General features: G+C 48.6%; 27 protein-coding genes. 12 read left to right on the top strand and 15 right to left on the bottom strand.

The genetic code is table 11. The features are described from left to right. The first annotated feature begins 324 nt into the window (after positions 1 to 324). On the top strand, positions 325 to 1086 hold the full coding sequence (locus tag ACKFKF_RS12460; protein WP_446858193.1) for a superoxide dismutase: 762 nt from the start codon (positions 325 to 327) through the stop codon (positions 1084 to 1086). Between the two features lie 361 nt (positions 1087 to 1447). Next, positions 1448 to 1840, top strand: a complete 393-nt coding sequence (locus ACKFKF_RS12465) for a DUF1499 domain-containing protein (protein ID WP_446868003.1) — start codon at positions 1448 to 1450, stop codon at positions 1838 to 1840. Between the two features lie 104 nt (positions 1841 to 1944). Here ACKFKF_RS12465 and ACKFKF_RS12470 read toward each other — a convergent pair whose 3' ends face one another. The 8 genes from ACKFKF_RS12470 to ACKFKF_RS12505 form a co-directional block, all read right to left on the bottom strand. Continuing rightward, positions 1945 to 2667 carry a response regulator gene (locus ACKFKF_RS12470; protein WP_446868054.1) on the bottom strand — a complete coding sequence of 241 codons (723 nt, stop codon included), beginning with the start codon at positions 2665 to 2667 and terminating at the stop codon, positions 1945 to 1947. Positions 2668 to 2887: 220 nt separating this feature from the next. Further along, positions 2888 to 3289: a response regulator gene (locus tag ACKFKF_RS12475; RefSeq protein WP_446868004.1), complete on the bottom strand. Its 402-nt coding sequence runs from the start codon at positions 3287 to 3289 to the stop codon at positions 2888 to 2890. 44 nt (positions 3290 to 3333) lie between these two features. Beyond that, on the bottom strand, positions 3334 to 4137 hold the full coding sequence (locus ACKFKF_RS12480; RefSeq protein WP_446868005.1) for an alpha/beta fold hydrolase: 804 nt from the start codon (positions 4135 to 4137) through the stop codon (positions 3334 to 3336). Between the two features lie 103 nt (positions 4138 to 4240). Next, a complete protein-coding gene (locus tag ACKFKF_RS12485; protein WP_446868006.1) occupies positions 4241 to 4741 on the bottom strand; it encodes a DUF2243 domain-containing protein in 501 nt (166 codons plus the stop codon). A gap of 20 nt (positions 4742 to 4761) precedes the next feature. Next, on the bottom strand, positions 4762 to 5712 hold the full coding sequence (locus ACKFKF_RS12490) for an MBL fold metallo-hydrolase (RefSeq protein ID WP_446868007.1): 951 nt from the start codon (positions 5710 to 5712) through the stop codon (positions 4762 to 4764). A gap of 182 nt (positions 5713 to 5894) precedes the next feature. Then, the gene (locus ACKFKF_RS12495; RefSeq protein WP_446868008.1) at positions 5895 to 6806 is read right to left on the bottom strand and encodes a succinate--CoA ligase subunit alpha; all 912 of its coding nucleotides are present in this window, start codon (positions 6804 to 6806) and stop codon (positions 5895 to 5897) included. A gap of 369 nt (positions 6807 to 7175) precedes the next feature. After that, positions 7176 to 8450: an ATP-grasp domain-containing protein gene (locus ACKFKF_RS12500; RefSeq protein WP_446868009.1), complete on the bottom strand. Its 1275-nt coding sequence runs from the start codon at positions 8448 to 8450 to the stop codon at positions 7176 to 7178. After that, positions 8447 to 9358, bottom strand: coding sequence for an SDR family oxidoreductase (locus tag ACKFKF_RS12505; protein ID WP_446868010.1), 912 nt, complete (start codon positions 9356 to 9358; stop codon positions 8447 to 8449). The genes ACKFKF_RS12500 and ACKFKF_RS12505 overlap by 4 nt, the downstream gene beginning before the upstream one ends. Before the next feature lie 338 nt (positions 9359 to 9696). Here ACKFKF_RS12505 and ACKFKF_RS12510 point away from each other — a divergent pair, with 338 nt between their 5' ends. The 7 genes from ACKFKF_RS12510 (at position 9697) to gndA (ending at position 15218) form a co-directional block, all read left to right on the top strand. Beyond that, positions 9697 to 10290 carry a sigma-70 family RNA polymerase sigma factor gene (locus ACKFKF_RS12510; protein WP_446858203.1) on the top strand — a complete coding sequence of 198 codons (594 nt, stop codon included), beginning with the start codon at positions 9697 to 9699 and terminating at the stop codon, positions 10288 to 10290. Further along, positions 10287 to 10613, top strand: coding sequence for a hypothetical protein (locus ACKFKF_RS12515; RefSeq protein ID WP_446868011.1), 327 nt, complete (start codon positions 10287 to 10289; stop codon positions 10611 to 10613). Before ACKFKF_RS12510 ends, ACKFKF_RS12515 begins: the two co-directional genes overlap by 4 nt. Before the next feature lie 205 nt (positions 10614 to 10818). Further along, entirely contained in the window at positions 10819 to 11334 is a 516-nt protein-coding gene (locus ACKFKF_RS12520; RefSeq protein ID WP_446868012.1) for a Spy/CpxP family protein refolding chaperone, read from the top strand. Then, positions 11331 to 11960 carry a YqiA/YcfP family alpha/beta fold hydrolase gene (locus ACKFKF_RS12525; protein WP_446868013.1) on the top strand — a complete coding sequence of 210 codons (630 nt, stop codon included), beginning with the start codon at positions 11331 to 11333 and terminating at the stop codon, positions 11958 to 11960. The genes ACKFKF_RS12520 and ACKFKF_RS12525 overlap by 4 nt, the downstream gene beginning before the upstream one ends. A 451-nt stretch (positions 11961 to 12411) precedes the next feature. Beyond that, complete coding sequence (locus ACKFKF_RS12530) at positions 12412 to 12840, top strand: CAAD domain-containing protein (protein WP_446858207.1); 429 nt, start codon at positions 12412 to 12414, stop codon at positions 12838 to 12840. Between the two features lie 113 nt (positions 12841 to 12953). Beyond that, positions 12954 to 13577 carry an HAD-IA family hydrolase gene (locus tag ACKFKF_RS12535; protein ID WP_446868014.1) on the top strand — a complete coding sequence of 208 codons (624 nt, stop codon included), beginning with the start codon at positions 12954 to 12956 and terminating at the stop codon, positions 13575 to 13577. A gap of 129 nt (positions 13578 to 13706) precedes the next feature. Next, positions 13707 to 15218, top strand: coding sequence for an NADP-dependent phosphogluconate dehydrogenase (gndA, locus tag ACKFKF_RS12540; RefSeq protein ID WP_446868015.1), 1512 nt, complete (start codon positions 13707 to 13709; stop codon positions 15216 to 15218). 130 nt (positions 15219 to 15348) lie between these two features. On the opposite strand, the gene ACKFKF_RS12545 is transcribed toward gndA, so the two are convergent. The 3 genes from ACKFKF_RS12545 to ACKFKF_RS12555 all read right to left on the bottom strand — a co-directional run bounded on the left by ACKFKF_RS12545 (position 15349) and on the right by ACKFKF_RS12555 (position 19701). Then, a complete protein-coding gene (locus ACKFKF_RS12545; protein ID WP_446868016.1) occupies positions 15349 to 16587 on the bottom strand; it encodes a serpin family protein in 1239 nt (412 codons plus the stop codon). A 55-nt stretch (positions 16588 to 16642) separates the two neighbouring features. Further along, on the bottom strand, positions 16643 to 17830 hold the full coding sequence (locus ACKFKF_RS12550; RefSeq protein WP_446868017.1) for an RNA-guided endonuclease InsQ/TnpB family protein: 1188 nt from the start codon (positions 17828 to 17830) through the stop codon (positions 16643 to 16645). Positions 17831 to 18045: 215 nt separating this feature from the next. Next, a complete protein-coding gene (locus tag ACKFKF_RS12555; RefSeq protein WP_446868018.1) occupies positions 18046 to 19701 on the bottom strand; it encodes a S8 family serine peptidase in 1656 nt (551 codons plus the stop codon). A 211-nt stretch (positions 19702 to 19912) separates the two neighbouring features. On the opposite strand from ACKFKF_RS12555, the gene rpe reads away from it, so the two are divergent. Both rpe and ACKFKF_RS12565 read left to right on the top strand, forming a co-directional pair. Continuing rightward, entirely contained in the window at positions 19913 to 20614 is a 702-nt protein-coding gene (gene rpe / locus ACKFKF_RS12560) for a ribulose-phosphate 3-epimerase (protein WP_446858212.1), read from the top strand. Positions 20615 to 20983: 369 nt separating this feature from the next. Continuing rightward, positions 20984 to 22594 carry a B12-binding domain-containing radical SAM protein gene (locus tag ACKFKF_RS12565; protein ID WP_446858213.1) on the top strand — a complete coding sequence of 537 codons (1611 nt, stop codon included), beginning with the start codon at positions 20984 to 20986 and terminating at the stop codon, positions 22592 to 22594. Between the two features lie 18 nt (positions 22595 to 22612). Here the strand turns inward: ACKFKF_RS12565 and ACKFKF_RS12570 are convergent, their stop codons facing one another. After that, positions 22613 to 22969 carry a hypothetical protein gene (locus ACKFKF_RS12570; protein ID WP_446868019.1) on the bottom strand — a complete coding sequence of 119 codons (357 nt, stop codon included), beginning with the start codon at positions 22967 to 22969 and terminating at the stop codon, positions 22613 to 22615. Between the two features lie 232 nt (positions 22970 to 23201). On the opposite strand from ACKFKF_RS12570, the gene ACKFKF_RS12575 reads away from it, so the two are divergent. After that, positions 23202 to 23690 carry a DUF4383 domain-containing protein gene (locus tag ACKFKF_RS12575; protein WP_446858215.1) on the top strand — a complete coding sequence of 163 codons (489 nt, stop codon included), beginning with the start codon at positions 23202 to 23204 and terminating at the stop codon, positions 23688 to 23690. 274 nt (positions 23691 to 23964) lie between these two features. On the opposite strand, the gene ACKFKF_RS12580 is transcribed toward ACKFKF_RS12575, so the two are convergent. The 3 genes from ACKFKF_RS12580 to ACKFKF_RS12590 all read right to left on the bottom strand — a co-directional run bounded on the left by ACKFKF_RS12580 (position 23965) and on the right by ACKFKF_RS12590 (position 26390). After that, positions 23965 to 24318, bottom strand: a complete 354-nt coding sequence (locus ACKFKF_RS12580) for a ribulose bisphosphate carboxylase small subunit (protein ID WP_446868020.1) — start codon at positions 24316 to 24318, stop codon at positions 23965 to 23967. Positions 24319 to 24361: 43 nt separating this feature from the next. Next, the gene (gene rcbX / locus ACKFKF_RS12585) at positions 24362 to 24757 is read right to left on the bottom strand and encodes a RuBisCO chaperone RbcX (RefSeq protein WP_446868021.1); all 396 of its coding nucleotides are present in this window, start codon (positions 24755 to 24757) and stop codon (positions 24362 to 24364) included. 202 nt (positions 24758 to 24959) lie between these two features. Beyond that, positions 24960 to 26390: a form I ribulose bisphosphate carboxylase large subunit gene (locus tag ACKFKF_RS12590; RefSeq protein WP_446858218.1), complete on the bottom strand. Its 1431-nt coding sequence runs from the start codon at positions 26388 to 26390 to the stop codon at positions 24960 to 24962. Positions 26391 to 26582: the final 192 nt, after the last annotated feature.

Raw genomic sequence — 26582 nt, forward strand, 5'->3', positions numbered from 1 at the left:
CGGCGGGAAACCCAAGGTTCAAAGTCCCCCAATTTTGGGGGATTTAGGGGGCGAAGAGATTAACACTTCCCACAGATTCATCCCTCCAATCAGCAACGCCGAATTTCCCTACTTGGGCAGATGTGACGGGCGGCGACGATCGCTAAACTCGCGATTCATGCAGGTTGATGCAGATTGAACGATAGTGTTTGCATTGGGGCTGAATGTTTGCGACAGATAACGATTTTGTTTAATTTGCGATTCTAAGCTGCGAGCCTGGAATAAATGTGTTTTCATGGCGTTGTTTCCTGTTGTCCGATGTCCCAACTTTGAGGTCTAGCCTTCATGAGAAAGTTTTTTCAGCAGATCAGCTTGATTGCGATCGGAGTCATGCTGTCATTTCTGCTTGTCAGCTATCAGGCAAACGCTCAAGCCCCCTCGATGCCCAAACCTACAGCGGCTCCAGCGGCTTCTGCGGGACTGAGCGCTAATCCTGCGGTGTTGCCCCCTCTGCCTTATGCCTACGATGCATTAGAACCTTATATCGACGCGCAGACGATGCAGTTGCACCATGACAAACATCATGCAACCTATGTCAAAAATATGAATGATGCCCTCAAAGAGTATCCCGATCTGAGCAAGCAAACGGTTGAATCGCTGCTGCAAAAACTCGATCAGGTGCCCGAAGCGGTTCGCACTAAGTTTCGCAACAATGGCGGTGGACATGTCAATCACTCGATGTATTGGCAAATCATGAGTCCCAAAGGCGGTGGCGCACCCACAGGCGAGCTTGCCCAAGAAATCACCAAAACCTTTGGCAGCTTTGAGAAATTTAAGGAACAGTTCAATAAAGCAGGAGCCGATCGCTTTGGCAGTGGATGGGTCTGGCTGGTGCACGATCGCAGTGGCAAACTTCAAATCATGTCAACGCCCAATCAAGATACGCCTGTGATGGAAGGCCTATACCCAATCATGGGCAATGATGTCTGGGAGCACGCCTATTACTTAAAGTATCAAAACCGTCGCCCTGAATATTTGAGCAACTGGTGGAACGTAGTCAACTGGACAGAAGTCGGACGGCGCTATTTGCAAGCAAAGGCAGGATAACTGAATAGCTCTGATGCCCCCGAATTCAATTAACGTCATTTGGACAATTATTAACTCACTAGGGACTGTGGGTCTAATAAAACCGACAATTGCTTAGAGTGGATTGAGAGACGCGAAACGCACTAATTTCAATCATTGGCGGTGCGTTTCGCGATTACTCAACCTACGCTACAAAATTCGATATTATTTAATTCTCATTCCTAAGAGTGTTGACTTGTAATCCATTCAAGCTTTCTATTCCAACGTCCCTCACTTGCAGATTTAGGTTCTTTCTTGTTGAAACATTGCACTGAAGGATTGCATTGAATTCACGTTAAAATCTGCATATTCTATTCAATCTGTTTTATTTAATGTGATGCCGATGTTTGCAGGAAAACGACCCACAACGCTAGGGGTAAAAGATGGTCAATTGTCACCCTGTCCCGATACGCCCAACTGTGTGTGTAGTCAGGCCGGAGACGCAGAACATCAGATTGCCCCTTTGAGCTACTCATCTGCACCAGAGCAGGCGATCGCCCAACTCAAACAAATCATTGAGTCGCTGCCCAAAACTCAAATTGTCATCGAGCGCGAAGACTATCTGTATGCCGAGTTTACCAGCGCCCTAATGGGATTTGTAGATGACGTAGAGTTTTACCTCGATCACTCTGCCAATGTGATTCAGGTGCGGTCTGCGTCTCGATTGGGCAAAAGCGATCTGGGTGTCAATCGTAAACGGGTTGAGCAGATTAGAACCCTACTGGCTAATTTGTAGAATCTTTCTACAAGATCTGTTCTAAAGGGTCTTGTAGAGGTGCGTCAAACCGTTTTCCCCAAACTTCTGCATTCTTTAAGGGAACCCCAATTCGTGACGCGCTTTTATCTAACCAGTCCGGCTCTCAACGCACGCACGGCTACCTGAGTACGATCGTCTGCACAGAGCTTGTTTAGAATATTTCGCACATGGGTTTTGACCGTGCCAACCGTAATGTACAGTTTCTCTGCAATTTGAGCGTTACTGCATCCATCGACAATCAGTTTGAGAACTTCTAACTCTCGCTCTGTTAGGGGATACGTTAGCATCATTTCGCTGTCTTCATTGGAGAGGCGATTGATGTTAATCGTGCTGTTGACAGAATTTTTGCTGGAAGTTGGTGGCTCTTGTTGAACCTGATGTAAGACAATTCTGGCGATCGCCGGATCGACCCAGGCGTTTCCTTCGGCAGTTGTTCTCACGGCATCTGATAAGCGCGTCAGACTGGCATCTTTCATGCAGTAAGAATCTGCTCCAGCCGCAAAGGCGGCCAAAACGATCTCCTCGTTGTCTTGCATCGTCATGATCAAGATTTGAGTTTTGGGAGTTCCATCTGCGGTTGGCTGTGACTGCTTAAACTGCTGAGTCAGGTCGATTCCAGTCATATCCGGCAGACCCACATCAACGATCGCCACATCAGGACGGGTCGCTTCGAGCATTTTTAGTCCCGATCGGCCGTCTCGCGCCTCACCCACAATTTCAATTTCTGGCTGCTGTTGTAAAACGGCACGAATACCAAATCGAGTAAGGTCATGATCCTCGATTAAAGCCACACGAATGGTGTCCATCGCTAACTCTCCAAGCTCTGCCATAGCGCAGATACAAACTATCAACAAGGTGTCTGAGAAGAAGACTCTTAAACTACAAGAATCCCTCTAGTTTCAAATCCTAAAAGGTTTCTTCAAAGTTTTCTGTCTATCTTGAGATAGAGCTTGTTTAGCCAAGAAAAAGTTTAGAAAATGCTTTGCTCTCGGTGAAGTTAGCTTTTCGGGATTTTAAGTGAAATTTTTAGTTGAGATCAGGGTGAAGAATTGTTTGAACTCTTGTTAACAACTCATCAAATACAACAGGTTTGTGAATCAACCCATTGACACTAACTTCATCCACTTGAGGTAGAGAATTTGAGTCGTACCCTGTTACTAACAAAATGGGAATAAAAGGAAGCTGCTGGTTTTTACGAATATGTTTTGCAACTTCATAACCATTCATGCCTGGCATCATCACATCTAGCAAAACTAGATCAGGCGGTTCTAACTCAATTTTTTCGAGTGCGGAATAGCCACTGTCTGCGACTTCGACCTGGTAGCCTTCAAGTTCTAGAAGAGTTTGCAGTAAGAATGAGTTGTCGGCAACATCATCAACGACAAGAATACGGTCAACCACAGAATTGTTAAGTAGAGAGCAGTTCATCGCTCGTATGGGTAGAAATACTAATTAGCTTAAATTATGCCCCCTTAAGCGATCGTAACGCCTCTTACGGAAGACGCATTGTGCTCGATAAATTCTGAAACGATCGCGGTGAACTTCTCTGGATACAATAGATTCCACTCATGGTATCCCTCTTCGACGATCGTTAGTTTGGAGTGTTTGATACGGCGATGAAATTCTTGACCAGACGAAAGGGGAGTTGTCAGATCTTTTCGTGACCAGAGTAACAAACAAGGAGCCTGAATTTGAGAAAGCAGCGGGGTGAGGTCTTTTTCTAATGAAAGAAATAGCGCTTGAATAAAGTTGCCAGTGTTAAAGACTAAATTAGGCAGAAAGACTTGAGGAATCTCAACGAGTTGTAACTGTAGTTTGGGAATTGATATCTGTAAAGGCATCTCGATCACTCGGCGCAATAGCACTTCTGGAATAGATCCGGAGGGGATTCCTGTAGAGCCAACCAGCACCAGACTTTGAATTTTCTTGGGTGCAAAAGAAGCGATCGTGACCCCAATTCCGCCTCCAAAGGAGTGACCGACTAAATGAACTTTTGGAATGGCGATCGTGTCTAAAAAAGAAACCAAAATATCTGAGTAATGGGCGTAGCTTTCGACCAGTTCGGAGCGTGTTGATCCGGCAAAGCTAGGTAAGTCTGGGGCAATAACGTGATGGTTTTGAGACAGAAGTGTGAGAATTTCGTGATAAGGCTGCGCTGAGATTCCCCAACCGTGTAGAAATAGAATCGGCGGAGTTTCTCTAGACGGATCGCTTTCTAAATAGCGAATTTTGCACTCTTTTAGATCGACCTGCTTGGAAACTAAATTTGGTTTCAAGGTGAATCTTCCTCTTCAAATTTAGCTTGATCGTAGCGATCGTTACCTCATTTTTCTTCACCCTTTATGATGAGCAGAGATTAATACATCTGATTGGCAATCTCTAACTTTTGGAAGACAGTGGCTTGGGTCGGGCGCGATCAAAAAGCAACCAGCCTCCAATCATAAATAGAACTCCCAGAGCCAAAAATCCCATATCCCAGGCGGTTTGATGCGGCCCATACTTAACGTGATGAATGCCCAAGATCTGGTGATTAATTAAGCCTTCGATCAAGTTAAACGAGCCGAATCCGAAAAGAACTAAACCACTGAGAAATTTGGGCGACTCAGGTAGCTGCGGTCTGGCCCACCACAAGAGAATGAGTCCAGCGATCGTCAATCCATAGGCTCCCAGGTGAAAGATTCCATCCCAAAAGGTGTTGGCTTCGAGATCAGCAAGGCTATCAGTCGGACGAATACTTGTCAGCAAATGATGCCACTGCAAAACTTGATGTAAAACGATTCCATCAAAAAATCCTGCGAATCCCATGCCCAATAGAATTCCTCCAGCGGTGGCTAGTCTAAAATCTGGATGCGTTGCTACATTAGGTTCGATTGTTTTCATAACTCGTTACTGATTTTTATTTAAGAAGTTGATTGCAAATAAGCCGCAACTTCAAACGCAAACGTATCACCATGACTCACATAATGTACACGGTCTGATAATCCAGCTTGCTCAACGGCCTGCACAAATTCTTCTAATGGTGACTTGAATACGGTGTAGTCATTAAAGTGAATGGGAATGGCCCGACGAGGAGAAATAATTTTAATCATCTCGACTCCTTGCTGAGCATCCATTGTGACTAAAATTCCAAAGGCTCTGGTGCCTCCTAGATGCAATAGGGCCAGATCCACATTCGTGAATCGTTTTGGAATCTCTCTAATCTGGTCATAGACTAGCGTATCGCCTGTGATGTATAAGCGAAATTTGGTGTCTCCAGGGGTTGGCTGAAACTCCAACATACTGCCCATGACATTGGGAAGCAGCGCGGACATGATTCCGGGGCCATGTCTCCCAGGCATCGCCGTGATCTTTAGCGAAGCAGTTCCCTTGTTAACGGTTAGCGTGTCCCAGGTGTCGAGTGGATAAATTTCACGAAAGCCGATTTTTTTCAGCGATTTCTCAGCGTGATGAGTCGTGACGATCGCCACTCCTTTATCTAGTTTTTCTTCGGCAATACGATCGAAGTGGTCATCATGTTTGTGAGACAACAAAACGAAATCGATCGGGGGCAAGTTTTCGATGTCGATCGCGGGGTTAGTCTGCCGAGTCGAGGTTAACCCGTATCCCAGGTGAATGTGATCGCCCTGATGCAAAAAGTTGGGGTCGGTCAAAATCGTGAATCCGGCATAGCGCAGAATTACGGTGGCGGTGCCGATGAAGAAGATAGAACCCCGTTCAAAATCGGGTGGCTCGGTGCCAGCAGGCAAGGTGAGGCTGTTTCCTTGAGTCATGGCTTTTGCAGATTCTTGACTTAAAGCGTAGGTGCGATCGCGTTCCTTAACTCCTATCCAAAGCAGGAGATGTAGCGCCAATTCCTCCGTCCTTTTGCCATAAAATCTACGTCAATTCGATGAAACGCTTTGCTCTAGTCACCTTTTGAGCAATGGCCCAGATCTCTCATCAGTAAGATTTGAACTAAAAATTTAACCCGCGAAGGCGGGTTTTGTTCTCATAGCTGCGAATTAATTCGCCAGGTTTATCAAATCCACAGTCGTTACCCAGCCGATCGCCGCGCAGGAAGTTTCAGCAATTTCTTGACCATCGTGGGAATGTCAGAGGGGCGATCGACAATGGGAATTTTGGCACGTTTGAAGGCGCTGACTTTACTCTCGGCAGTGCCAATATCTGGGCCAAAATCTGCCACCTGCAAATCAATGATTGCGCCAGCATGACCCATTCTTCTTCCTCTGGGGGCGCTTCTGCCAGCAATATAAGCAACCACAGGCTTATCGATCGCTTCTGCAATGTAGTGGGCGGCGGCTTCTTCGCTGTCTCCTCCAATCTCGCCGACCAAAACAATCACATCCGTCTGCTCATCTTCGTCGAGAATCTGGAGCCATTGTGGAAATGACGAACCGACGATCGCATCTCCTCCGATACTGACGGCGATCGATTGTCCCAGTCCAGCTTGTGTCAGCGACCAGGCGACTTCATAGGTCAAGGTGCCGCTCCGACTGATCAATCCAATCGAGCCAGGGCTGTACAGTTCGGGAGGATGAATACCCAGCAGCACTTGACCCGGCACAATCACACCGGGACTGTTTGGGCCGACAATTAGCGTTTCGGTCGCTTCTGCCTTGCGAATCAGCCGCACCATATCCAACGGAGGCATTCCCTGACCGATCAACACAATTTGGCGGACTCCAACCGCGATTGCTTCTAAAGCAGCATCCAGCGCTGAATAGGGAGGATTGCAAATGATTGCCGTGTCGATCGCACCAACCAGGGGAAGCGCCTGCTCCAGCATGTCAAACACTGGGATCTCATGCAGCATCTGCCCTCCAAATCCTGGACTGATCCCTGCAACAATATTGGTGCCGTAGGCCTGCATTAAAGGAGCATAGGTAATGCCCAGAGGTTCCATGATGCCCTGCACGACAACTTTACTGTGTGGGGTGAAATTCATAAAATTCTAAGAAGGTGGATAAAGGAGTGAGTCAATTGAAAGTCTTTTGCTTGTAGGAGCGTTTGAGTAAATAGCTTTTGAGTAAGTAACTATAGAATGACCAGAATGGGGATGCAACTCTCCCTAAAACAGGTTTTGGGGCAGGCGTGTCAGAAGTTCCTACGCACAAAGATGGAGAGGTTTTCGGCAATTTGGCATAGTTGATCGAGAGGCTATGACTGGTACTATGACGCAGCAAGGTTTAAATTTCTGCTGAGTCGATCACAATTTTTGAAGTTTCTAAGCTGAAAGACTAATGACTCAAACTTTCAGCGAAAGATCCGTAGAAGTACTTATTCAACTGTAAGTTAAGAAGCGCTTAATTTTTGATTAAGTCCCCTTTTTATTTGACTTGCAGAGCGCGATCGCTTGAGAAACGGCGGTATCCAAATCTTCGCTAACAAAGGCCTGAGTGGCAGACAGGCGCTCATTTGCCTCAGATAGATGAGACCCGACTAAACGGGCAACCAGAATTGGAGGGCGATTGGCTCGATTGAGTGTCAAGTCATCTCTTGCTTCGCTGATATTGCGAATGTTGTGGGTGTGGCGTTGTAGAAACCGCGCGATCGCCGCTGCCAATTCGTCACAAGAAACCGTCCCACTAATCAAGTTGATCAAAATAACGCGCACTTGTTTGTTTTGAGCAATCAGATCCAACCCTTGCTCTAGTCGATCTGAGAGAGAATGTTTGAGCCAGATGTTGTGAGTCTCGCCGCCAATATTCATAAAGCTGGCTGGTTTTCCTCCTGACTGACACACAAGATCCATTGTGGCCATCGTTAGCCCTGCGCCGTTACAGAGAATGCCAATTTGCCCTTCGGGATCAAGGGTAGAACTGACTTCGGGAAGACGATCGGGGACGGGGACGATCGGCTTAGAATGCATAGCCGCCAACGCCGGATGTCGAGCCAGTGCATCATCGTTGACGGTGACTTTGCCATCAAGGGCCATCACTTCACCCGTCGGACTCACGCCCAGAGGATTGATTTCGACCAGATCCAGGTCTTTGTCTACAAAGAGACGATACATCTTTTCGACGATCGCGCTGACGGAGTTGATCAAGGCTCCCTGCAAGCCCATTTTGAGAGCGAGACGACGCGCATAAAAAGGTGAAAATTCTTGATCGACGACGACATGCTGCATTTCATCGATCGCCGACTGCACATCAATACCGCCTTTTTGCGACCCCAACAGAACCGGACGACGAATGGATCGGTTTAGCACAACTGCTAGATAAAGTTCTTGGTCAGAATTGTATTTGGCCTCGGCTAACAGCACCTTGGGATATTCTCCCAAAATGGGCAAGTTAAAAATCGTTTGCGCGGCGGCCACGGCATCGATCGTATTCTCGACAAATCGCACTCCCCCCGCCCGGCCGCGTCCCCCTGTATAAACCTGAGATTTGATCACGACAGGATAGGGAATTTTTAGCGCTTTGAGATCTCTGGGACGATCGATTTTTTGGGACGGCAAAACGGGGATGCCCATCTCCCGAAAGAGTTCTTTAGCTTGATATTCGAGAAGATCCATTGCAGAGGGGGGTGAGGGTTGAGGGTGAAAGATTGAACGGCGATGGGGTCTGCGGATGGGTTTCTTTGAACTCATTGTTTTGGACTCCTTTGTTGGGCTTGCCAGTCTTTTGCCACGAGGTCGATTCCATAAAATCTCTGCCAAAACTTGTCTACCAAACTGGTCGGCAAAACTTTGGTCATCATGAACAATAAGAAGTTTCCGCTGGTGGCAGCAACATAGCGCGGTTTGGGATGTTGGGCCGCGATCGCACGAATGATCACGCTGGCGACTCGTTCTGAAGTCCAGGCTCGACTACTGGTTTGCTTTTCGAGATCTTCTAGCTTTTTGAAGGCTGCGCGATAGGGTGATTTTTCGGGGTTTTGAATCGTGCGATCGACTTCTCGATCCACCACCTCAAAAAATTCTGTACTGACGGGCCCTGGCTCAATGACGCTGACCCGAATATTAAATGGCTCTAATTCTTGCCGCAGGGCATCACTGAGGGCTTCGATCGCAAACTTAGACGCACTATAAAGTCCGCCAAACGGAAAGGCGATCTTACCACCCAGAGAACTGAGGTTAATAATTTTGCCGCCGCCCTGGTTTCGCATAATTGGGATCAGGGCTTGAGTCAGGGCGATCGTGCCCAACAGGTTAACCTGAAATTGTCTCTGAACGGCGGATGTAGGAATTAGCTCGATCGGCCCCATCTGCCCATAGCCTGCATTGTTGACCAGCACATCGACCCGCTGAAATCGAGCGATCGCTGCGTCCACCAACGCCTGAATCTGTTCGACTTGAGCGATATCAGTGGGTACGGTCAGCACGTCTGCCCCCGCCTTGCTGCAATCCTCTGCAACCTGTGAGAGTTTTTCTACGCTGCGAGCCGCCAATACCAGGCAAATCCCAGGATAGTGGATAGCCAAAACTCGCGCCAGGGCTGCACCGATGCCCGCAGATGCACCTGTAATTAAAATAACTTGCTCAGAAAGAGGAGACATGGGATCACATTCAGTATCAATTTGGGGGATCTTATTATGGATCAATCTACGGAGCGATCGACTTTTAACGTGAATTCGAGGAGGGTTTTTCGCTTCGATGTTCTACGCTTCTGCTCCAGGCTGCCAATTTTAGAGGACTTTCAGACAAGATTTCCGATTCAAAGTCCCTCAAAAGTGCCTCAAGGGTGGAGGATTTAGAAGACGTTGCCAGATTTGCGATCGGAGACGTTCATTGAACTAACGTTACGTTTGGATTTGACGGGTTAGGGTTGAACCCTTTTCTTTGTGTTCCCGTCTAAAGGGTATAACGAATCAATCCGGTGGAGGCAGATCCACAGGTGTCAGCTGCGTCGATTGAAGTGATAGCCAATCATCCGTCTCACAGTCATTCTGAGGGGTCTGATCAAGATCTGGTGCAGCGATGTATCCAGGGCGATCGACAAAGTTTTCGGCAACTCTATCAGCGACATCAGCATCGCGTTCGAGGAATTTTGTTTCAGATGTGTGAGCCTGCCATGTTAGACGATTTGGTACAGGAGGTGTTTTTGAGAGCCTGGAAGGGGCTGCCCAAGTTTCGTCAGACGGCTCAGTTTTCGACCTGGCTTTATCGCATCGCCTGGAACGTCGCCTCGGATCAAAGACAGCTTGCTGCTAAAGGCCGATCGCGGTTTGAAGCGTTGACCCGTGAAGCGCCCACTCAGCAGGACGCGCCCGATCTCATGGAGTTGCACTATCAAGATCTGGTGCAGCGAGGCTTAAAAACCTTGAGCTTTGACCACCGCACGATTTTGGTGCTGCATGATCTAGAAAGTCTGCCTCAAAAAGAAGTGGCTGAGATTTTAGAGATTCCGATCGGAACGGTAAAGTCTCGCTTATTTCATGCCCGTGCAGCGATGAGACAATTTCTGCAAACAGAAGGAGTGCAGATATGAGCCAGTTTCCTGACGATCCCGATCTTGTGAAGTTTTTACGTCAACATCGCCCCGTTTCGCCTCCTGCGTCTGAGGATTTAGAGGATGCTTTGATGTCTGCGCTTCCAGAGATGGCCCCTGCTCAAAGGCCGCGTTATTTATGGGTTGTGCCTTCGGCGATCGCCGCCACCCTGGCCGCCTCTTTCCTCAGCTACCGCGCCTTTCTCCCTCCCCAACCCAGCCCCACCGAACTCGCCTCTCTGGAAGACTTTATGGAAACTAACTGGCACAACACCGTCAACGATTCAGATACCCCGTTTCTCCCTGTCAGTGACGAGCAGTAAGTTAACGTCAATTCGAGGAGATTTTTCGCTTCGTTGTTGGTGTCTTCTGCCTCCCAATCCCCCAATTCTGGCGGACTTTCAGACAAAACTTCTGGTTAAACGTCTCTATTAATCAGAATTTACTTAGCTCTCCCGACTCTGTAACAAACTTCTTTTTCATCCCTCATCCCTCATCCCTCATCCCTCATCCCTCCCCCAAATTCCCATGCTCCGCCCCTTGCCCACGATCGCCGCTGCCCTGATTCTTCTTGGAGGTGCTGTAGTGTTTGCTAGACCGACTCTACAAGGCTCTGCGCCTGCGTCTTCACCGGACACGATCGCTGCGAGTGAGCCACAAGAAGTTGCCCAAAGTCCTGATCCCTTAGTGAGACAGCGGGGGATGGGTTGGTTAAGAGACTTGGATCTGTCGCCTGACCAGATGCAGAAGATTCGATCGATTCGTAAGCAGTATCAGGACAAGTTGGTGAGTCAACGCCAAGCGGCCCGTCAGTCACAGCAAGAATTACGTGCGTTGATGGCGGGAGATGCCAGCGTTGAGGCGATTCGGCAGAAATATCGCGAAGCACAAACGCTAAGACAGCAGGTAGCAGACACTCAGTTCAACAGCATGTTAGAAATGCGTCAGGTTTTGACCCCTCAACAGCGACAAAAATTTGCTGAACGCATGGATCAACGCGGGAATCCAGGGATGCGTCGTCCAGGAAAGGGTAAAGATTTGTGACGTTTTATTATCTGCATGGGTTTGCTTCGAGTCCCCGATCGCGCAAGGCTCAAGATCTCTACGAGCACTTTACTCAACAAAATCTCACCCTTCACATTCCCGATCTCAATCAAAACGATTTCACACATCTGACGCTGACTCGCCAGATTCAGCAAGTGCAGTCTAGCTTTTTGCCGGGGGAATCTGTCACCCTCATCGGTTCTAGCTTTGGAGGACTGACCGCTGCCTGGTTGGGAGAATTAAATCCACAGGTCGATCGCTTGATTCTCTTGGCCCCCGCTTTTGACTTTTTGGATCACTGGCTGCCCAAGTTGGGATCGCGACAGTTGCAGCAGTGGCGATCGGGCACCTCCTTGTCGGTCTATCACTACGGAGCAGATCGTCTGTTGCCGCTGGATTATCAATTTGTCGTAGATTGCAGTCAGTATGAGACAAGTCGGTTGCAGCGGTCACTTCCCACACTTATTTTGCATGGCGTTGAGGACGACGTGATCCCCATTCAGGCGAGTCGAAACTATGCCAGCGATCGTCCCTGGGTAACGTTCATTGAATTGGAGAGTGATCACGCCTTGGCCAACGTCAGCGACGAAATCTGGCAGGCGATCCAAACGGTTTGTTTCAATTAGGGTTTAGCCAGCTATTTGTACTATTATTCGTACTATACTGACGAACCAGATGCGCCTAGAATCAATCCTCTTTAGGAAAAAGCAACGTGTCTGTCTTGAGAAAGTATCGTTTGTTTGATCGGTGTCGAGGAAAAATAAGTGCTTTCACTCAGTTTTCTGGCTTTTAAATCAATACAATATTGGTTTCTGATTAAGTGGGCGGATGGAGCAAAATCTGGAGACTCCACCTCTGATAGAATTCATCTTCTCAAACATCTACTACTATCTTCAGTAAAGATGTAGTTTACAGAATCCGAATATTCGGGTAATTATCTATCTTGCAAGTGGCGTGTTCAAATTTTGGTTCGTCTATGTTTGAAAGATAGCGAAACCTGTTCTTGAATTCTGTTACTGTCCGATCGCTGGCCCTTGTCCAGTCGATGCCCCAATTGTCGTTCTCAAGGAATTTACTATGGTAGAACCTGAATTGAAACAAGCAGAATACACCGCTACTCCCAGTGGCGTAATTGAGCCAATCAACACAGACGAAGCGGGCACTCTCGCACCGATGAACTCGGCTGATAATGAACAATGGCGCGAAATTGGTGAAAAAGCCTACTCCTTTGTCTCTGCGCTGCCCGAATACATTGGCAAGTTTTTTGCAGAATACCAAAAGCCGATCGTAAATCTGGGTCTGATTTTTGGCTCGATCGTCTCTGTGAAACTGACCCTCGCCGTCCTGAGCGCGCTTAACGAAATTCCCTTGCTGGAGCCAACCTTTGAGCTAATTGGTTTTGGATACGCCATCTGGTTTGTCTATCGCTATCTGCTGAAAGCCTCTGATCGTCAAGAACTGTCGCAAGAGATTGATAAGCTAAAAAATCAGGTAGTTGGCAAATAATCTGGATGATCGGCATCCTGTTTTAAGATAGACTGCCCAAGAGGTTCAATTCGCCTTCTGGGCAGTTGTTTTAAGGGAGCGATCGAGTTGACAGGTAAGGGTTGCGAGGTTCTGTGAATGTAGTTTTGTTTGACTTTGATGGAACGATCGCAGACAGCATTGAGACGGCGATTCGAGTGATCAATCAACTGGCAAAAGAGTTTGGCTATCAGCCGATCGAGGGTGAAGATCTCCAACGATTGCAAAATCTAAGTTCTAAAGAAATTATCAAACAAACCGATATTTCTATTTTCAAATTGCCCTTTTTGCTGCGCCGATTTATTGGTGAGATGCAACGAGAAGTTCAGCAAATCCAGGTGATTCCTGGCATGAAAGAAGCGCTGCAAGCCCTGAAAGCGAGAGGCGATTGTCTGGGTATCGTTTCTACCAATTCTGAAGAAAACATCAAATCCTTTCTCAAGATTCAGCAGTTAGACCCGCTTTTTGACTGTGTGGTTTGTAGTGGCCACCCGTTTGGTAAAAGTCGCTTGATCAAACGCATTCTTTGGCAGAATCAGCTTGATCCCGGATCGACTTTCTATGTCGGCGACGAAACGAGAGACATTGAGGCAGCCAAAAAAAGTGGTGTGAGGGCGATCGCGGTGACCTGGGGTTTCAATTCTCCTGACGTGTTAGCGGCGCACCAGCCCGATTTTTTGATTCAAACTCCTGCTCAACTCCTGGAAATCTTGGCTTGACCTGTCCGATTTTGAATCTGTCTCGCCTCAGAGTCTTAATCTAATCTTCCAGGCTATCTTGTGAGGATCAGGCTACCGTAAGGGTGAAGAATTGCAGCCCCAGCTTTTACAGAGTTAGCAGAGAGTCTTATGGCACAGAGTTTTGGAGTAATTGGTCTTGCGGTCATGGGCGAGAACCTGGCGCTAAATGTCGAGCGTAATGGCTTTCCCGTTGCGGTTTACAACCGTTCTCGTGAGAAAACCGATGCCTTTATGGAAAAACGGGCAGGCGGTAAAAATGTGAAGGCGGCTTATACGATCGAAGAGTTTGTTGCGTCGCTCGATCGTCCCCGTAAAATTTTGATTATGGTCAAGGCGGGCGCACCTGTCGATGCCATGATCGATCAACTCAAACCCCTGCTCGATGAGGGTGACATTCTGATCGATGGAGGAAACTCCCTGTTTAGCGATACTGCCCGTCGCGCCCGCGCCTTAGAAGAAGCCAAGTTTACCTTCATCGGCATGGGAGTCAGTGGAGGCGAAGAAGGTGCCCTAAATGGCCCCAGTTTGATGCCGGGTGGTACAAAGTCTGCCTACGAATATCTAGAACCGATTCTCACCAAGATTGCGGCTCAGGTAGACGATGGGGCTTGCGTGACTTACATTGGGCCGGGTGGCGCAGGTCACTACGTCAAAATGGTTCACAACGGTATTGAGTACGGTGATATGCAACTGATTGCAGAAGCCTATGACCTGCTCAAAAATGTGGCTGGTTTGAATAATGATCAGATTCAAGCCGTTTTTGCTGAATGGAATACAACCCCAGAACTCAATTCTTATCTGATTGAAATCACCGCCGACATCTTCAAAAAACTCGATCCCGATACGGGCGGGCACATTGTTGATGTGATTTTAGATGCCGCTGGACAAAAGGGAACAGGGCGCTGGACGGTGACAGATGCTCTCGAACAAGGGGTCGCGATTCCCACGATCATTGCGGCGGTGAATGCTCGGATCATGTCTTCCTTTAAGGCAGAGCGGGTAGAAGCGTCGCAGGTGTTGACTGGCCCAGGAACGCAGTTTTCAGGTGATGCCAAAGCCTTTACCGACATGGTGCGGGATGCGCTCTACTGCTCAAAAATGTGTTCTTACGCGCAAGGCATGGCCCTACTGAGCAGCGCGTCTAAAACCTATGGCTATGCGCTAAATCTGGCTGAATGTGCCCGCATCTGGAAAGGTGGCTGTATTATTCGGGCTGGCTTTTTGGATAAGATCAAGCACGCTTTCAATGAAAATCCTGATCTACCCAACCTGCTGCTGGCTCCTGAGTTCAAACAAACCATTTTGGATAAGCAGCTCGCCTGGCGTGAAGTGGTGGCGCAAGCTGCCAAGAGTGGAATTGCGGTTCCGGCGTTTAGTGCGTCGCTGGACTATTTTGATAGCTACCGCCGCGATCGCCTGCCTCAAAATCTCACTCAGGCACAGCGTGACTACTTTGGCGCTCACACGTACTTGCGTACCGATAAGGAAGGTGTTTTCCATACAGACTGGACTCCGATCGAGTCTGCCAACACTTCAACGCCGCCCGTTTTCTTAAAGGATCAGTCAGAAACTCATTCAACGGCTGATGTCGAGAAAGTAGAAGTGCAAACCAAGAGCTAAGGGGTTGAGTTGAGGGATGAAAAAAGCATTAGAACTGGCTTCATCCCTTGACTTTAGCGGCTTTTAACTGATTCACGATTGAAATTTACAAACTAAGGTGCATTCAGTTGTGCCTTTTTTTTGCTTCCGGTTATTTGGGATCAACGATCGACCCCATAAATAAAATCGAACCCGTCTTGTTGTCCCGAATCGCACAGAAAAAGGGACGATCGACTTTCATCTCAAAGGGCTGACTGTCCACCTGAACGGAGGTAGTACGAATGCCTATCGAGGTGACAGCCGCCGCCTCGGTGCCTTCTTCATTGACTTCGACAAAGGTTTTGTGTTTGACTTCATCGATCTTGACGGGCACGTCGGCTAAGTTGGAGAAATTGGCTTGGCGATCAAAGGTTTCTCCCATGCCCAAGGCAGACAATGCTTTCTTGAGTTCGATCTCATATTCCATCTTGAAGCGGGGCAGTTCGATCAGTCCTTCCCGCTTGCCAAATTTTTTCATCCAGGTCTGCCAATTTTCAGCCGTCAAGGTCTTGGAGAACGCAGTCAAATTAGATCCTTTTTTGGGCAAAAACACATACAAACTGGTGCGTCCCTTTCCATAAGGCAAGCTCACCGCTTGAAACTGCTCCGTCTCAAAGTAGCGATATTCGCCTTTTTGCTGCATGGTGGGATGCTGTTTTTGGCTGCCGTTGGGCAAAGAGAACGGACGATCGCTCGTCTGCTGTTTGTCAAATTCAGTTGTCCACTTGCCTTTAAAGTAGATGGCGTTGACCAAAAACATCACTTGGTCGGGGTCGATCGAGTCTACGATTTCGCTAATTTTGCCGCGAGTATTGCGATCAACCCAACTGTTGATAGTTTTGGGCGCGGTCGGACTGGAGAAATCTAGCGTCGTCACCTCGGCATTGTAAAAAGTTTTGTTACTTTCCAGAAACGCAGCCTTGAAGTTTACGCCCTGTCTAGCCCAAAGAGAATTGGCGATCGTTAGCTCAACTTTTGGATCTCCCTGTTGCAGAAGTTGCTTCAAATCCGAGTTTGCCTGATTCACTGCTTGCAGGCTCAATCCATTGACTTCTAACGCTTTGGCCATCGCTTGCCGAGTTGTGCCCCCTGCGCCGTTGTAAGCCATTGAGAGCGCGATCGCCACACTCGACGGCGACACAAACACATTCTTTTTGCCATCCTGCTTCAGCACTTCAGAAAATAGCTTGAAGCCAAAGCGGGTGTTGGCGGTGACGAGTTGCGGGTTGACCACAAGCTTGGTTTTTGGAGGCTGCTTGGTTTCGGTGCGGGGTGGATTTTTGGCCGTCAGATTCGGACTTGCCACGCTAGAGCAACTGATCGAACTGAGCGTGACGATCGTCGTCAGCATTGCAATTCCAAGTTTATTGACAACTCCCCTGCCTAAAGGCGAGGGGATTCTTGGTTCATCGGGATAACTCATGTCGCTTGCCCTCCCCAAAATTCACTGCGATGTGCCCCACCGCTGTATAGCCACGCTGCATCACCACTTGAGCGGCTGCAACGTCTCGATTGGTTTCATATCCACACTCAAAACACTTATGAACTCGCTCTGACAACTCCTTCTTGCCCGTGTGCGCTTGGCAGTTGGGACAAGTTTGACTGGTGCCATTGGCGGTCACCTTGGCGAAGTAAGCATCTCGCTTCCAACAAACATGGCTCAAGATATTGAGGAACTGTCCAAAGCCAGCGTCCAAGGTGTGTTTGCCCAACATCCCGGCTGACATGGCTCTGAGATTGAGGTCTTCCGCGAAAACCATCCCAGCGCTGTCGCACAAGTGATGAGCCGTCTTAAAGTGGAAGTCCTTGCGCGTGTTTGAGAGGGTTTCGTGATGTCTCGCAATTCTGCGTTGAAGTTGCTGCGACTTTCTAGAGCCTCTTGTCTTGCGCTTGAGTTGACGTTGCAGCGATTTCAGCTTGCGTTGTCCATCAACGAAGAATCGAGGTCTCGCAATCAACTTGCCGTCTGAAGTTGCGAGAAAGTGTTGCAGCCCTAAATCAATTCCTACCCCGTGACCCGATGGCATGGGTTGAGGAATCTCTACGCTTGATTGCAAGATCAGCATGGCGTAAAAGCCAGAAGCTTTTCTGACCACCCGAACTTGCTTTAGCTCATACCCTTCTGGCAGGGGGCGAGACAGTCGCATCTTGACCGCTCCAATCTTGGGGAGGTTGAGCATTTCTCCCTGAACGGGCGCTTTGTTCAATTGCGGATAGAGGAATGACCGCATCCGTTTCTTGAACCGAGGAAAGCCCCGACCTTGTTCCCACATTCCCACGAAGGCTGCTTCTAGGGTTCTCAGAACCTGTTGCAGAACGTGAGTGTGAGGAATCTTGAGGTTTGGATTTGTTTCTTTTGCCGATGCAAGGGATTTGCACTGACTATAAAACGTTGGTCTGGGCGCATCTGCGCTCAGGATGTATTCCTGTCTGAGGCTGCAAGCATTGACCGCACATTTGCGAGAGTTAACCCAGTCTTTGCGCTCTCGCAAAGCATAGTTATAGACCTGTCTGCACGTTTCAAGCCATTGCTCAAAGGCTTGATGCTGTTCAGTTGTAGGGTCTAGTTTGTACTCGTAAGTTAGCGTTTGCATGATTGGATTATACCATGCTGAGTAAATGGTAGAGTGTTTATTCAGAAAGAAAGCCGTCCTGAAGGAGCGGGGCTTGAATCCCAATTCTTTAGTCAAAATAAATTTATTCATCGATCGCGTCCCCAATGAGTAGCGTTTGGCAGTCAGCAACCACTAACTACGCTGTATGTTCTTTCTGCTACGGTACTTTACTCAAACCTCAGATTCGCGATTGGTTACCGTTTTTGTGACGGCACTGTCCACCACGCCAGCGCATAAGGCTGAGTCGGCTCATTCAATCGTTGGCGAAACTGCACCCGAATCTTGTAGCGTCCTGAACTAGGAACCTGATGAAAGATGTGTTCTACATTGTCCTTGTCGCTAACCGATGACCAGACACTTTTACGAATGTCATTGTCCTCGACCCGCATTAAGTAGAGATCTAGATTGTTGAGTCCGCGATCGCGAAAGGTGTCTCCCACCTCATAGGAACCGTTGCGATTTTTATCCAACAGTTCCACCAGTCGATCCCAGATCAACGTGATCGAGACAAAACTCCCCTGCTGCAAAGGCTTTTCTAATACATAATCCTGAGAAGATTTTTGACCAGAAGCTTCTGCACGCCTCACGCCTCTCTCCTCACTCCTCACTTCCCCATAATCCCAGCCGATCGCAGGCACCATTCCCGCCTTCCACTCGCCCGAACTAAACTGCTGATACGCTCGAAACACATTCAAGTGACCCGCCCCCATCTGAATATTCAGCGGAATTTTGGCATCTCGGTAAGCATCAGAATCGAGCCAGGTTTGATTGTTTTTCTCAACCACGGTGCGCGTCATTCCTAACAGCAGTCCATCGCCTTTGTCTTTGAGCTTTTCGGCAGAGTTAATCATGACGGCTTTCATCACTTCGTGGCGACGGGCATTCAATCCCCAGGGGAGTTTGCAGCCCAGACCGCGTTGACAACTGGCGCGAAGTTGACGATCGCCATATTCTTGCAAAAGTGCCACAGCCCCGGTGACGTGGGGGGCCGCAAAACTGCTCCCGACTGCACTCGTCTGTCTACCATCCAAAGTTGCCACCGGAATTTTGCTACCAGGAGCCAGTAGTGAAATGCCTCGACGGCCGCCCAAAATCGTTTCTACGCCATCGTTTTGCTTGAGAATGCGGGGAGCCGTATCGCCAATATTTGAGAAATCAACCTTTGCAAACACCCCATTCACTCGTCGGCTAAAGGCAATATTCATACCGTTGAAATTGTCTGTAGGAATGGGAATGCCGCCTTTGCCCTGGTTGCCAGCAATCACATAGACGACATCATGCACTCGTGCAGACCAGTCAATACACTGAGTCAACAAAGCATTACCGTCGAGTTTGGCGTTGGGGCGCGGGTCTTGCTGAAGGGCTTCCCCAAAGCTAAAGTTGACTGCTCTCAGGTCGCCGCCGTTTTGCATCGCCAGATGTTGGGTTGCTGCACATTCTTCGGGTTGTCCGCTGCGCTGAGGAATGGCGGCCGCAGATGAATAGAGTCGAGCATTGGGCGCAACGCCTTTAATTGCTTTGCTGTTGGCGATCATGACGCTGGCTACCTGAGCCGCATGGGTGTCTAAATTTGTATTACTTTTAGCTGGCTGGTTTCTTAAGAACGTTCTCGTCAAGAACACCACGCGATTTTTGTTAGCCGCTTTATCTACACCTAACTGAGGCGGCCGGCCGATTTCGACCTGTCCGATCGCGATCTTCTTGCCTGTCAAGTTATAAGGCGGCTGTTGCAATCTCAGCGCATCAATGCCATCCTCATCGATCGACGTTCGTACCGTGGCCCCCTGCAACCCTAAGCATCCAACTCCCAAAACAACCCAACTCAGATTTAAAGCTCGCGATCGCTTCACCGTCTTCACGCTCCATCACACCGTTTCACCTATTCTCCCTCATCCCTCCTCGCGCAGCGGATTACCCCCAAAGGGGGAACAGATCATCGCAGTTCTCCCTCATAGGTATTTGTTCCTAAATCTTCACAAACTTCTGCTGAATAAATGAGAGAAAATATTCACAATTTGTTAAACTGATCACAATCCTTGAACCCCAAACCGCAATACCACCATGAGCCAATCCCAAAAGCCGATCGTCATTGCTCCTTCTATTCTCTCTGCTGACTTTAGCCGTTTAGGAGACGAAATCCGCGCTGTCGATGCAGCAGGAGCAGACTGGATTCATGTGGATGTAATGGATGGTCGGTTTGTCCCCAATATTACGATCGGGCCCCTGATTGTCGAAGCGATTCGTCCGGTCACCCAAAAGCCGCTCGACGTTCACTTGATGATTGTTGAACCTGAGAAATATGTCGGCGATTTTGCCAAAGCTGGTGCAGATCACATCTATGTTCACGCTGAACACAATGCGTCTCCTCACCTGCATCGTACGCTGGGTCAAATCAAAGAATACGGCAAAAAGGCTGGTGTTGTCCTCAATCCAGGTAGCCCGTTAGAACTGATTGATTATGTTCTGGAACTGTGCGATCTGGTGCTGATTATGAGCGTCAACCCCGGTTTTGGTGGACAGAGTTTTATTCCTGGCGTGTTGCCCAAAATTCGCAAGCTGCGTCAAATGTGTGATGAGCGTGGTTTAGACCCCTGGATCGAAGTCGATGGCGGTCTGAAAATTAACAATACCTGGCAAGTGATCGAAGCGGGAGCAAACGCGATCGTCGCTGGCTCCGCTGTTTTCAACGCGCCCGATTATGCCACAGCGATCGAAGGGATTCGTAACAGCAAACGTCCTGCGCCTGAGTTGGCCGCTGTTTAGTTCTTGAATTTCAAAAAATAATCACAAAAAAGGGGGCGATCGAACTGTCGATCGCCTTTTTGATGTTTATGTAACCAATTTTTTCAAAATATTTATATAGTTGGCGAATCGTATCTGATGTTCTCAACCTGCTGTTTGATAGAAATAATTCGTAGTTTCTAGTTAATCGAAGTTTCCAAACTTGATGTAAACCCGACTGAGTTGCAATGGAAGTTTCTTCCTGGCTCGAATAACCCTCTACGAAACAACGCGCACTGTTCATTGCTTCGACGCAAAGACTTCTTCACTCCATCTAAGTTCACTCCATCTAAGCCTGCCGCCTTACATTCTGAGGCGCAGCAGATTGCTCATTTTGCTGAGGACAGTTTGATGAAAGTACTCTTGCTCTATCCCCGCTTCCCCAAAACCTTTTGGTCTTACGATCGCTTCATGGAAATGGCCAGCCTGAAGGCAACCATTCCGCCATTGGGAATCATCACCGTTGCCGCACTTTTGCCGTCAGATTGGGAAATTCGCTTCTACGATCGCAACGTTGGTTACGAAACTGAGGCAGATTGGGACTGGTGTGATGTCGTGATTTTGTCAGCAATGCAAGCACAGCAAACCGATTTCCACGCGCTGATTGGCGAGAGTGTGCGGCGAGGCAAAAAGGTTGCAGTTGGCGGCCCCTATCCGACTTCGGTGCCTGAAGATGCTTTAGCGTCCGGTGCAACTTATCTGATTTTGGATGAAGGCGAACTCACCATTCCCTTGTTTGTCGAGGCGATCGCTCAGGGTCAACAAAGCGGCACTTTTCGAGCCACCGAAAAACCTGATGTGACACAAAGCCCTATGCCTCGGTTTGACTTGCTCAAATTGGATGCCTATTTCATGATGGCAATTCAATTTTCACGCGGATGCCCGTTTAATTGTGAATTCTGCGATATCATCACCCTCTACGGTCGCAAACCCCGCACTAAAGAGCCTGCCCAAACTTTAGCCGAACTGCAAACGCTCTATGACATGGGATGGCGTAGCTCGATTTTCATTGTGGACGATAACTTTATCGGCAATCAGCGCAACGTCAAACGATTTTTGCGAGAACTGATTCCCTGGATGCAACAGCGCCAGTATCCGTTCACCTTTTTTACAGAAGCGTCGGTCAACCTGGCTGAAGATGAGGAATTGTTGGATCTGATGAGGCAAGCAGGCTTTTACAGCGTCTTTTTGGGCATCGAAACGCCGGATCAAGACAGCCTGCAAGTCACGCGCAAACCGCAAAACACCCGTAGTCCCTTGATTGAGGCTTGTCACAAAATTACCCAGGCAGGAATGCTAATCTATGCAGGTTTTATCTTGGGGTTTGATGGAGAACGCCGAGGTGCAGGGTCACGAATTCAAGCGTTTGTTGAGGCCACTAATATTCCTCAACCCATGCTGGGAATTTTGCAAGCTCCCCCTAACACGGCACTGTGGGATCGGCTGCAAAAAGAGCAACGCTTGATCCGCCGTAGCCACGATGCTCTCGAAGTCGGCGATCAGAACACGCTGATGAATTTTGAGCCAACCCGCCCGATCGAAGAAATTGCCCAAGAATATCTGCAAGCGCTGTGGACGATGTATGAGCCAACCCACTATCTGCGGCGTTGCTTTCAGCATTGTCTGGCGATTACTGCCAATCCTCGACTTCAGCAAAATGTCCACTTTCCGCCAGGAAAAGGTCTGCGGCTCATCGCTCAACTGCTGTGGATTCAGGGAATTTGGCGATCAGGCACACGATCCCAGTTTTGGTGGCAGCTTTGGCAAATTGCGCGTCAGAAGCCGCAGTTTCTCAACATGTACCTGGGATTGTGTGCCGCGGGGGAGCATTTTCTAGAGTACCGATCGCTGGCCCGTCAGCGCATTAGCCAACAACTGGGCTACGACCCGCTCTCGGTTGCAGTAGAAGAAAGTCCACTAGAGGAAAGTCCACTGCTCGCCCACCCTCTGAAGGTGCCCTAGGCAAGGTGCTTTAGAAATTCATTCTTCGATGACTTCGCGAATCCGCCGCTCTAAGCGATCGAGATCCAGCCCACCTTCATCTCGCGAAAACCGACGAACTGACTTATTCACCTGCCGCAAATCGTTGAAGACATCGCGCAAAATCTCTTGCTGCTGACGAGCCTGGGTGACTTCGCGGGGTTCTTGCACGAGATCACGGACAATCGAATCTTCGGCACGAGAGGCAATCAGAGGGTCAGACTGTCCCTGCACATGCACAAAAGTCCGACGACCGGGGCCGCGCTCTTCTTCGATCGGAATCACAGCCGTCACCTGGTCAGAGCGCACATACTTACCAAACCCTAAGTGAACTAGCACGGATGATTGAATTCTCATTCGGATTAATCTTCTCTTTGATATTTCTATTATCGCGAGTATTTGACTTGGCTGAGTGCTAGTCTCTGAGCGGATTTCACGCTATTTTGAGTTGGGTTTTCCGCAGGATTTTAAGGGGCATTCTTTCTCAGATTCAGCCGATCGAAGAATGCCTTCAGACAGATTTTTATTCTCAAAACCTTATTTGAATGGTGAGTATGGCACTCAATTTTTCAACCACTGAGGTAATCAAATGCAGAACAGTCTTCCTTCTACCTTCAAGAAGTTAATTGACAGCGAACGTGCAGTCGCTCTGATTCTAGGAATTGTCTTTTTAGTGGTCGGGATTGCTGGGTTTATTCCTGGCTTTATTCAGTTTCCGGGAGATGCTCCTGTGACTGGAGTTTATGTTCCTAGACTGTCTTTTTCGGATGGCTATGGACATGTTTTTGGATTGTTTCCAACTAACTTTTTGCACAATGCGATTCACATCGTCGTTGGCGTTTTAGGAATTGCGGCTGCTACAAGTTTTAGCGGTTCGTTGGTTTACAATCGCGGTTTTGCGATCGTCTATACGCTGATTGTTCTCATGGGTTTGCTGCCCGCCACAAATACGACATTTGGGCTAATGCCGATCTACGGAAACAATGTCTGGTTTAATGCATTGACGGCTCTTGTTGCAGGATACGTCGGTTTCTTTAAGCCTGCTGAAGTCGAAAAAATGACTTCCTCGAATGCCTAATTAGGTAACCAAAACAACTTCAAATTAAAAGTTAGTTAGATGGGTTTGATGGGACGGTTTTGTAGCGATCGTGCTTCATCAGACCCATTTCAATATTTAAGTAAAACAACACGACGTAAATTGACTGGAAAGAACTTCGTCGAATCGACATTAGTAGAACAAACATTACAACGACAAAAAAGGGAGATAGCATAAACTACTCCCCGATGCATATGAAAGATTCTCTGTTAAGAACCTCAAAACAACTGCCAATCAAACATTGGTGAATCGCAAACTAATAACGGTAGCCACTGCTGTTGCCACTCGTACCAGGCTTGTGAACAATAAAGCTCATCACCTGACACTGTTTGATGTTGTCAAAGGCCACGACACGAATGTAGCAGTTGGAATACTCAGAGCGGCACTGTTGCACTTCGTTCAAGACTTCTTGAGGGCCAGTTGCATTAAACAAAGGCAACTTCCACATCGTCCAGTAGTATTCTGTGGGATCAGACTTCTCGTTAAACTCAATGCAAGGAAAATAACCCTGGTCGATCGTGTATTGAATCTGACGGGCAATTTGGGCATCAGTCAGCGGGGGCAGGTAGGAGAAAGTCTCAAAACGCTGCTCTTTGGGTAGAGTTTTCATGAATGTCCTCAAAGATGGATGGGTTAAGGTGGACGCGACTCCTTTAAGAGTCTTCAGAATCAGAAGATTCAGACGGTTCAGAATCAGTTGGAGTCGTCAAATCTAGCTGCGTAATACGTTCTAACTGCTGGCGGCGCTGCTCCATGTTGGACTCTTGAACCGACGATCGCAGCATTTCCGGCAAAAACTCTGAGATCTCATTTGCAAGATGTTCTCGCACGGTCAAAATTCTGAATGCCAAATCCTGCCGTTCGCGAAACAGCGCTTGCAAATAAGCCTCGCCGTCCTGAATTCGTTCTCGTGATGAGAATTGATGCAGCCAGTAAGCCCGCTTCGGCTCAGTTTCATCCAACTGGGCAATCACCACTCGCACTGCTTGATAAGTCAAGTAGCTGACCAGCGTTTTTGTCGTATCTTTCGCAATTCGCTTGAGATCCATAGAGGGAGGGATGAAGGATGAGGGATGAGGGATGAGTAGACTGTGTTGAAGAGTAAGGTCTGGAGATTGTTGAGAATGAGTGTACTACTACATTTCTCCTCTCTCACCACCGACTCTTCTTTTCATCCTTCATCCCTCTCGGAAAGCGTATTACCCCCAAAGGGGGAACAGATCATCGAAGACAACCCCTCATCCCTTTTCATCAAACGGTATCGACAGCCTCAAACTCAAACTTGATTTCTTTCCAGAGTTCGCAAGCGGTCGCCAGATCAGGAGACCAACGGCAAGCTTCACGAATGATGTCTCCGCCTTCACGCATCAGGTCACGACCTTCGTTGCGGGCTTGGACGCAGGCTTCGAGCGCCACGCGGTTAGCCGTTGCACCAGGTGCGTTACCCCAGGGGTGTCCGAGCGTCCCACCACCAAATTGCAGCACGGAATCGTCACCAAAGATTTCCACAAGAGCAGGCATGTGCCATACGTGAATCCCACCGGACGCAACCGCCATTACACCGGGCATTGAGGCCCAATCTTGGGTGAAGTAGATCCCACGAGACGGATCGCGCTCAATGTAGTTTTCGCGGAGCAGGTCGATGAAACCAAGGGTAATTGCCTTGTCGCCTTCGAGCTTACCAACGACAGTGCCCGTGTGGATGTGGTCACCACCGGACATTCTCAAGCACTTAGCCAAGACGCGGAAGTGCATCCCGTGGTTTTTCTGACGATCGATGACAGCGTGCATCGCGCGGTGAATGTGCAGCAAAACGCCATTGTCGCGGCACCAGTGAGCCAGCGTGGTGTTTGCGGTGAAGCCTGCTGTCAAGAAGTCGTGCATGATGATGGGCATTTCGAGTTCTTTGGCGTACTCAGCCCGTTTCAGCATTTCTTCGCAGGTTGCGGCGGTACAGTTCAGGTAGTGACCTTTGATTTCGCCAGTTTCTGCTTGGGATTTGTGGATTGCGTCTGCGACAAAGAGGAAGCGATCGCGCCACCGTTGGAAAGGTTGCGAGTTGATGTTTTCGTCGTCTTTGGTGAAGTCCAGACCGCCGCGCAAGCATTCGTAAACGGCGCGTCCGTAGTTCTTAGCCGATAGACCGAGTTTGGGCTTGATCGTGCAACCCAGCATTGGGCGACCGTATTTGTTGATTTTGTCGCGTTCAACTTGAATGCCGTGAGGGGGCCCCTGGAAGGTCTTCAAGTAAGCAATGGGAATCCGCAAATCTTCTAAACGCAGTGCTTTGAGCGCTTTGAACCCAAACACGTTACCAACCAACGAGGTCAAGAGATTGGTGACGGAGCCTTCCTCAAACAAATCCAGAGGATATGCAATGTAGGCGATGAACTGGCTGTCTTCACCGGGGACGGGTTCGATATCGTAGCAGCGTCCTTTGTAGCGATCGAGGTCGGTCAGCAGGTCTGTCCACACGGTTGTCCAGGTGCCTGTAGAAGACTCGGCTGCGACGGCGGCGGCTGCTTCTTCGGGGGGGACTCCAGGCTGAGGTGTGACCCGGAACGCTGCCAGAATATCGGTATCTTTGGGGGTGTAGTCTGGGGTGTAATACGTTAAACGGTAATCTTGAACCCCAGCCTTGTACCCAGTTTTGCTCTGGGTCTTGGTTTGAGCGTACGACATATCTCCCTTCCTGTTTAAATCGTCAAAATTTCAGCAAGCAGCACCAAGCGCATTCAGACAGACCGCCTGACCGATTTTGGTTGTCCATTGTGTACCGTACACCAATAGGGGATCAGCTTGATATAAATGATCCCAATTTCTTGGATCAGTTTTTTGGCTTACATCCGCTCTGGTGTTTTTGCACGGCTTCTT

This window comes from Phormidesmis sp. 146-12, assembly GCF_052939495.1.

Excerpts from the sequence above, each read along its gene's own strand:
- ACKFKF_RS12485 (WP_446868006.1), bottom strand. The coding sequence starts at position 4,741 with ATGAAAACAATCGAACCTAATGTAGCAACGCATCCAGATTTTAGACTA.
- ACKFKF_RS12580 (WP_446868020.1), bottom strand. The coding sequence starts at position 24,318 with ATGAAAACTCTACCCAAAGAGCAGCGTTTTGAGACTTTCTCCTACCTG.
- ACKFKF_RS12500 (WP_446868009.1), bottom strand. The coding sequence starts at position 8,450 with ATGAGTTCAAAGAAACCCATCCGCAGACCCCATCGCCGTTCAATCTTT.
- ACKFKF_RS12520 (WP_446868012.1), top strand. The coding sequence starts at position 10,819 with ATGCTCCGCCCCTTGCCCACGATCGCCGCTGCCCTGATTCTTCTTGGA.
- ACKFKF_RS12460 (WP_446858193.1), top strand. The coding sequence starts at position 325 with ATGAGAAAGTTTTTTCAGCAGATCAGCTTGATTGCGATCGGAGTCATG.
- ACKFKF_RS12495 (WP_446868008.1), bottom strand. The coding sequence starts at position 6,806 with ATGAATTTCACCCCACACAGTAAAGTTGTCGTGCAGGGCATCATGGAA.
- ACKFKF_RS12465 (WP_446868003.1), top strand. The coding sequence starts at position 1,448 with ATGTTTGCAGGAAAACGACCCACAACGCTAGGGGTAAAAGATGGTCAA.
- ACKFKF_RS12575 (WP_446858215.1), top strand. The coding sequence starts at position 23,202 with ATGCAGAACAGTCTTCCTTCTACCTTCAAGAAGTTAATTGACAGCGAA.
- ACKFKF_RS12530 (WP_446858207.1), top strand. The coding sequence starts at position 12,412 with ATGGTAGAACCTGAATTGAAACAAGCAGAATACACCGCTACTCCCAGT.
- gndA (WP_446868015.1), top strand. The coding sequence starts at position 13,707 with ATGGCACAGAGTTTTGGAGTAATTGGTCTTGCGGTCATGGGCGAGAAC.
- rcbX (WP_446868021.1), bottom strand. The coding sequence starts at position 24,757 with ATGGATCTCAAGCGAATTGCGAAAGATACGACAAAAACGCTGGTCAGC.
- ACKFKF_RS12505 (WP_446868010.1), bottom strand. The coding sequence starts at position 9,358 with ATGTCTCCTCTTTCTGAGCAAGTTATTTTAATTACAGGTGCATCTGCG.
- ACKFKF_RS12475 (WP_446868004.1), bottom strand. The coding sequence starts at position 3,289 with ATGAACTGCTCTCTACTTAACAATTCTGTGGTTGACCGTATTCTTGTC.
- ACKFKF_RS12565 (WP_446858213.1), top strand. The coding sequence starts at position 20,984 with ATGAAAGTACTCTTGCTCTATCCCCGCTTCCCCAAAACCTTTTGGTCT.
- ACKFKF_RS12515 (WP_446868011.1), top strand. The coding sequence starts at position 10,287 with ATGAGCCAGTTTCCTGACGATCCCGATCTTGTGAAGTTTTTACGTCAA.
- ACKFKF_RS12470 (WP_446868054.1), bottom strand. The coding sequence starts at position 2,667 with ATGGACACCATTCGTGTGGCTTTAATCGAGGATCATGACCTTACTCGA.
- ACKFKF_RS12570 (WP_446868019.1), bottom strand. The coding sequence starts at position 22,969 with ATGAGAATTCAATCATCCGTGCTAGTTCACTTAGGGTTTGGTAAGTAT.
- ACKFKF_RS12590 (WP_446858218.1), bottom strand. The coding sequence starts at position 26,390 with ATGTCGTACGCTCAAACCAAGACCCAGAGCAAAACTGGGTACAAGGCT.
- ACKFKF_RS12550 (WP_446868017.1), bottom strand. The coding sequence starts at position 17,830 with ATGCAAACGCTAACTTACGAGTACAAACTAGACCCTACAACTGAACAG.
- ACKFKF_RS12545 (WP_446868016.1), bottom strand. The coding sequence starts at position 16,587 with ATGCTGACGACGATCGTCACGCTCAGTTCGATCAGTTGCTCTAGCGTG.
- rpe (WP_446858212.1), top strand. The coding sequence starts at position 19,913 with ATGAGCCAATCCCAAAAGCCGATCGTCATTGCTCCTTCTATTCTCTCT.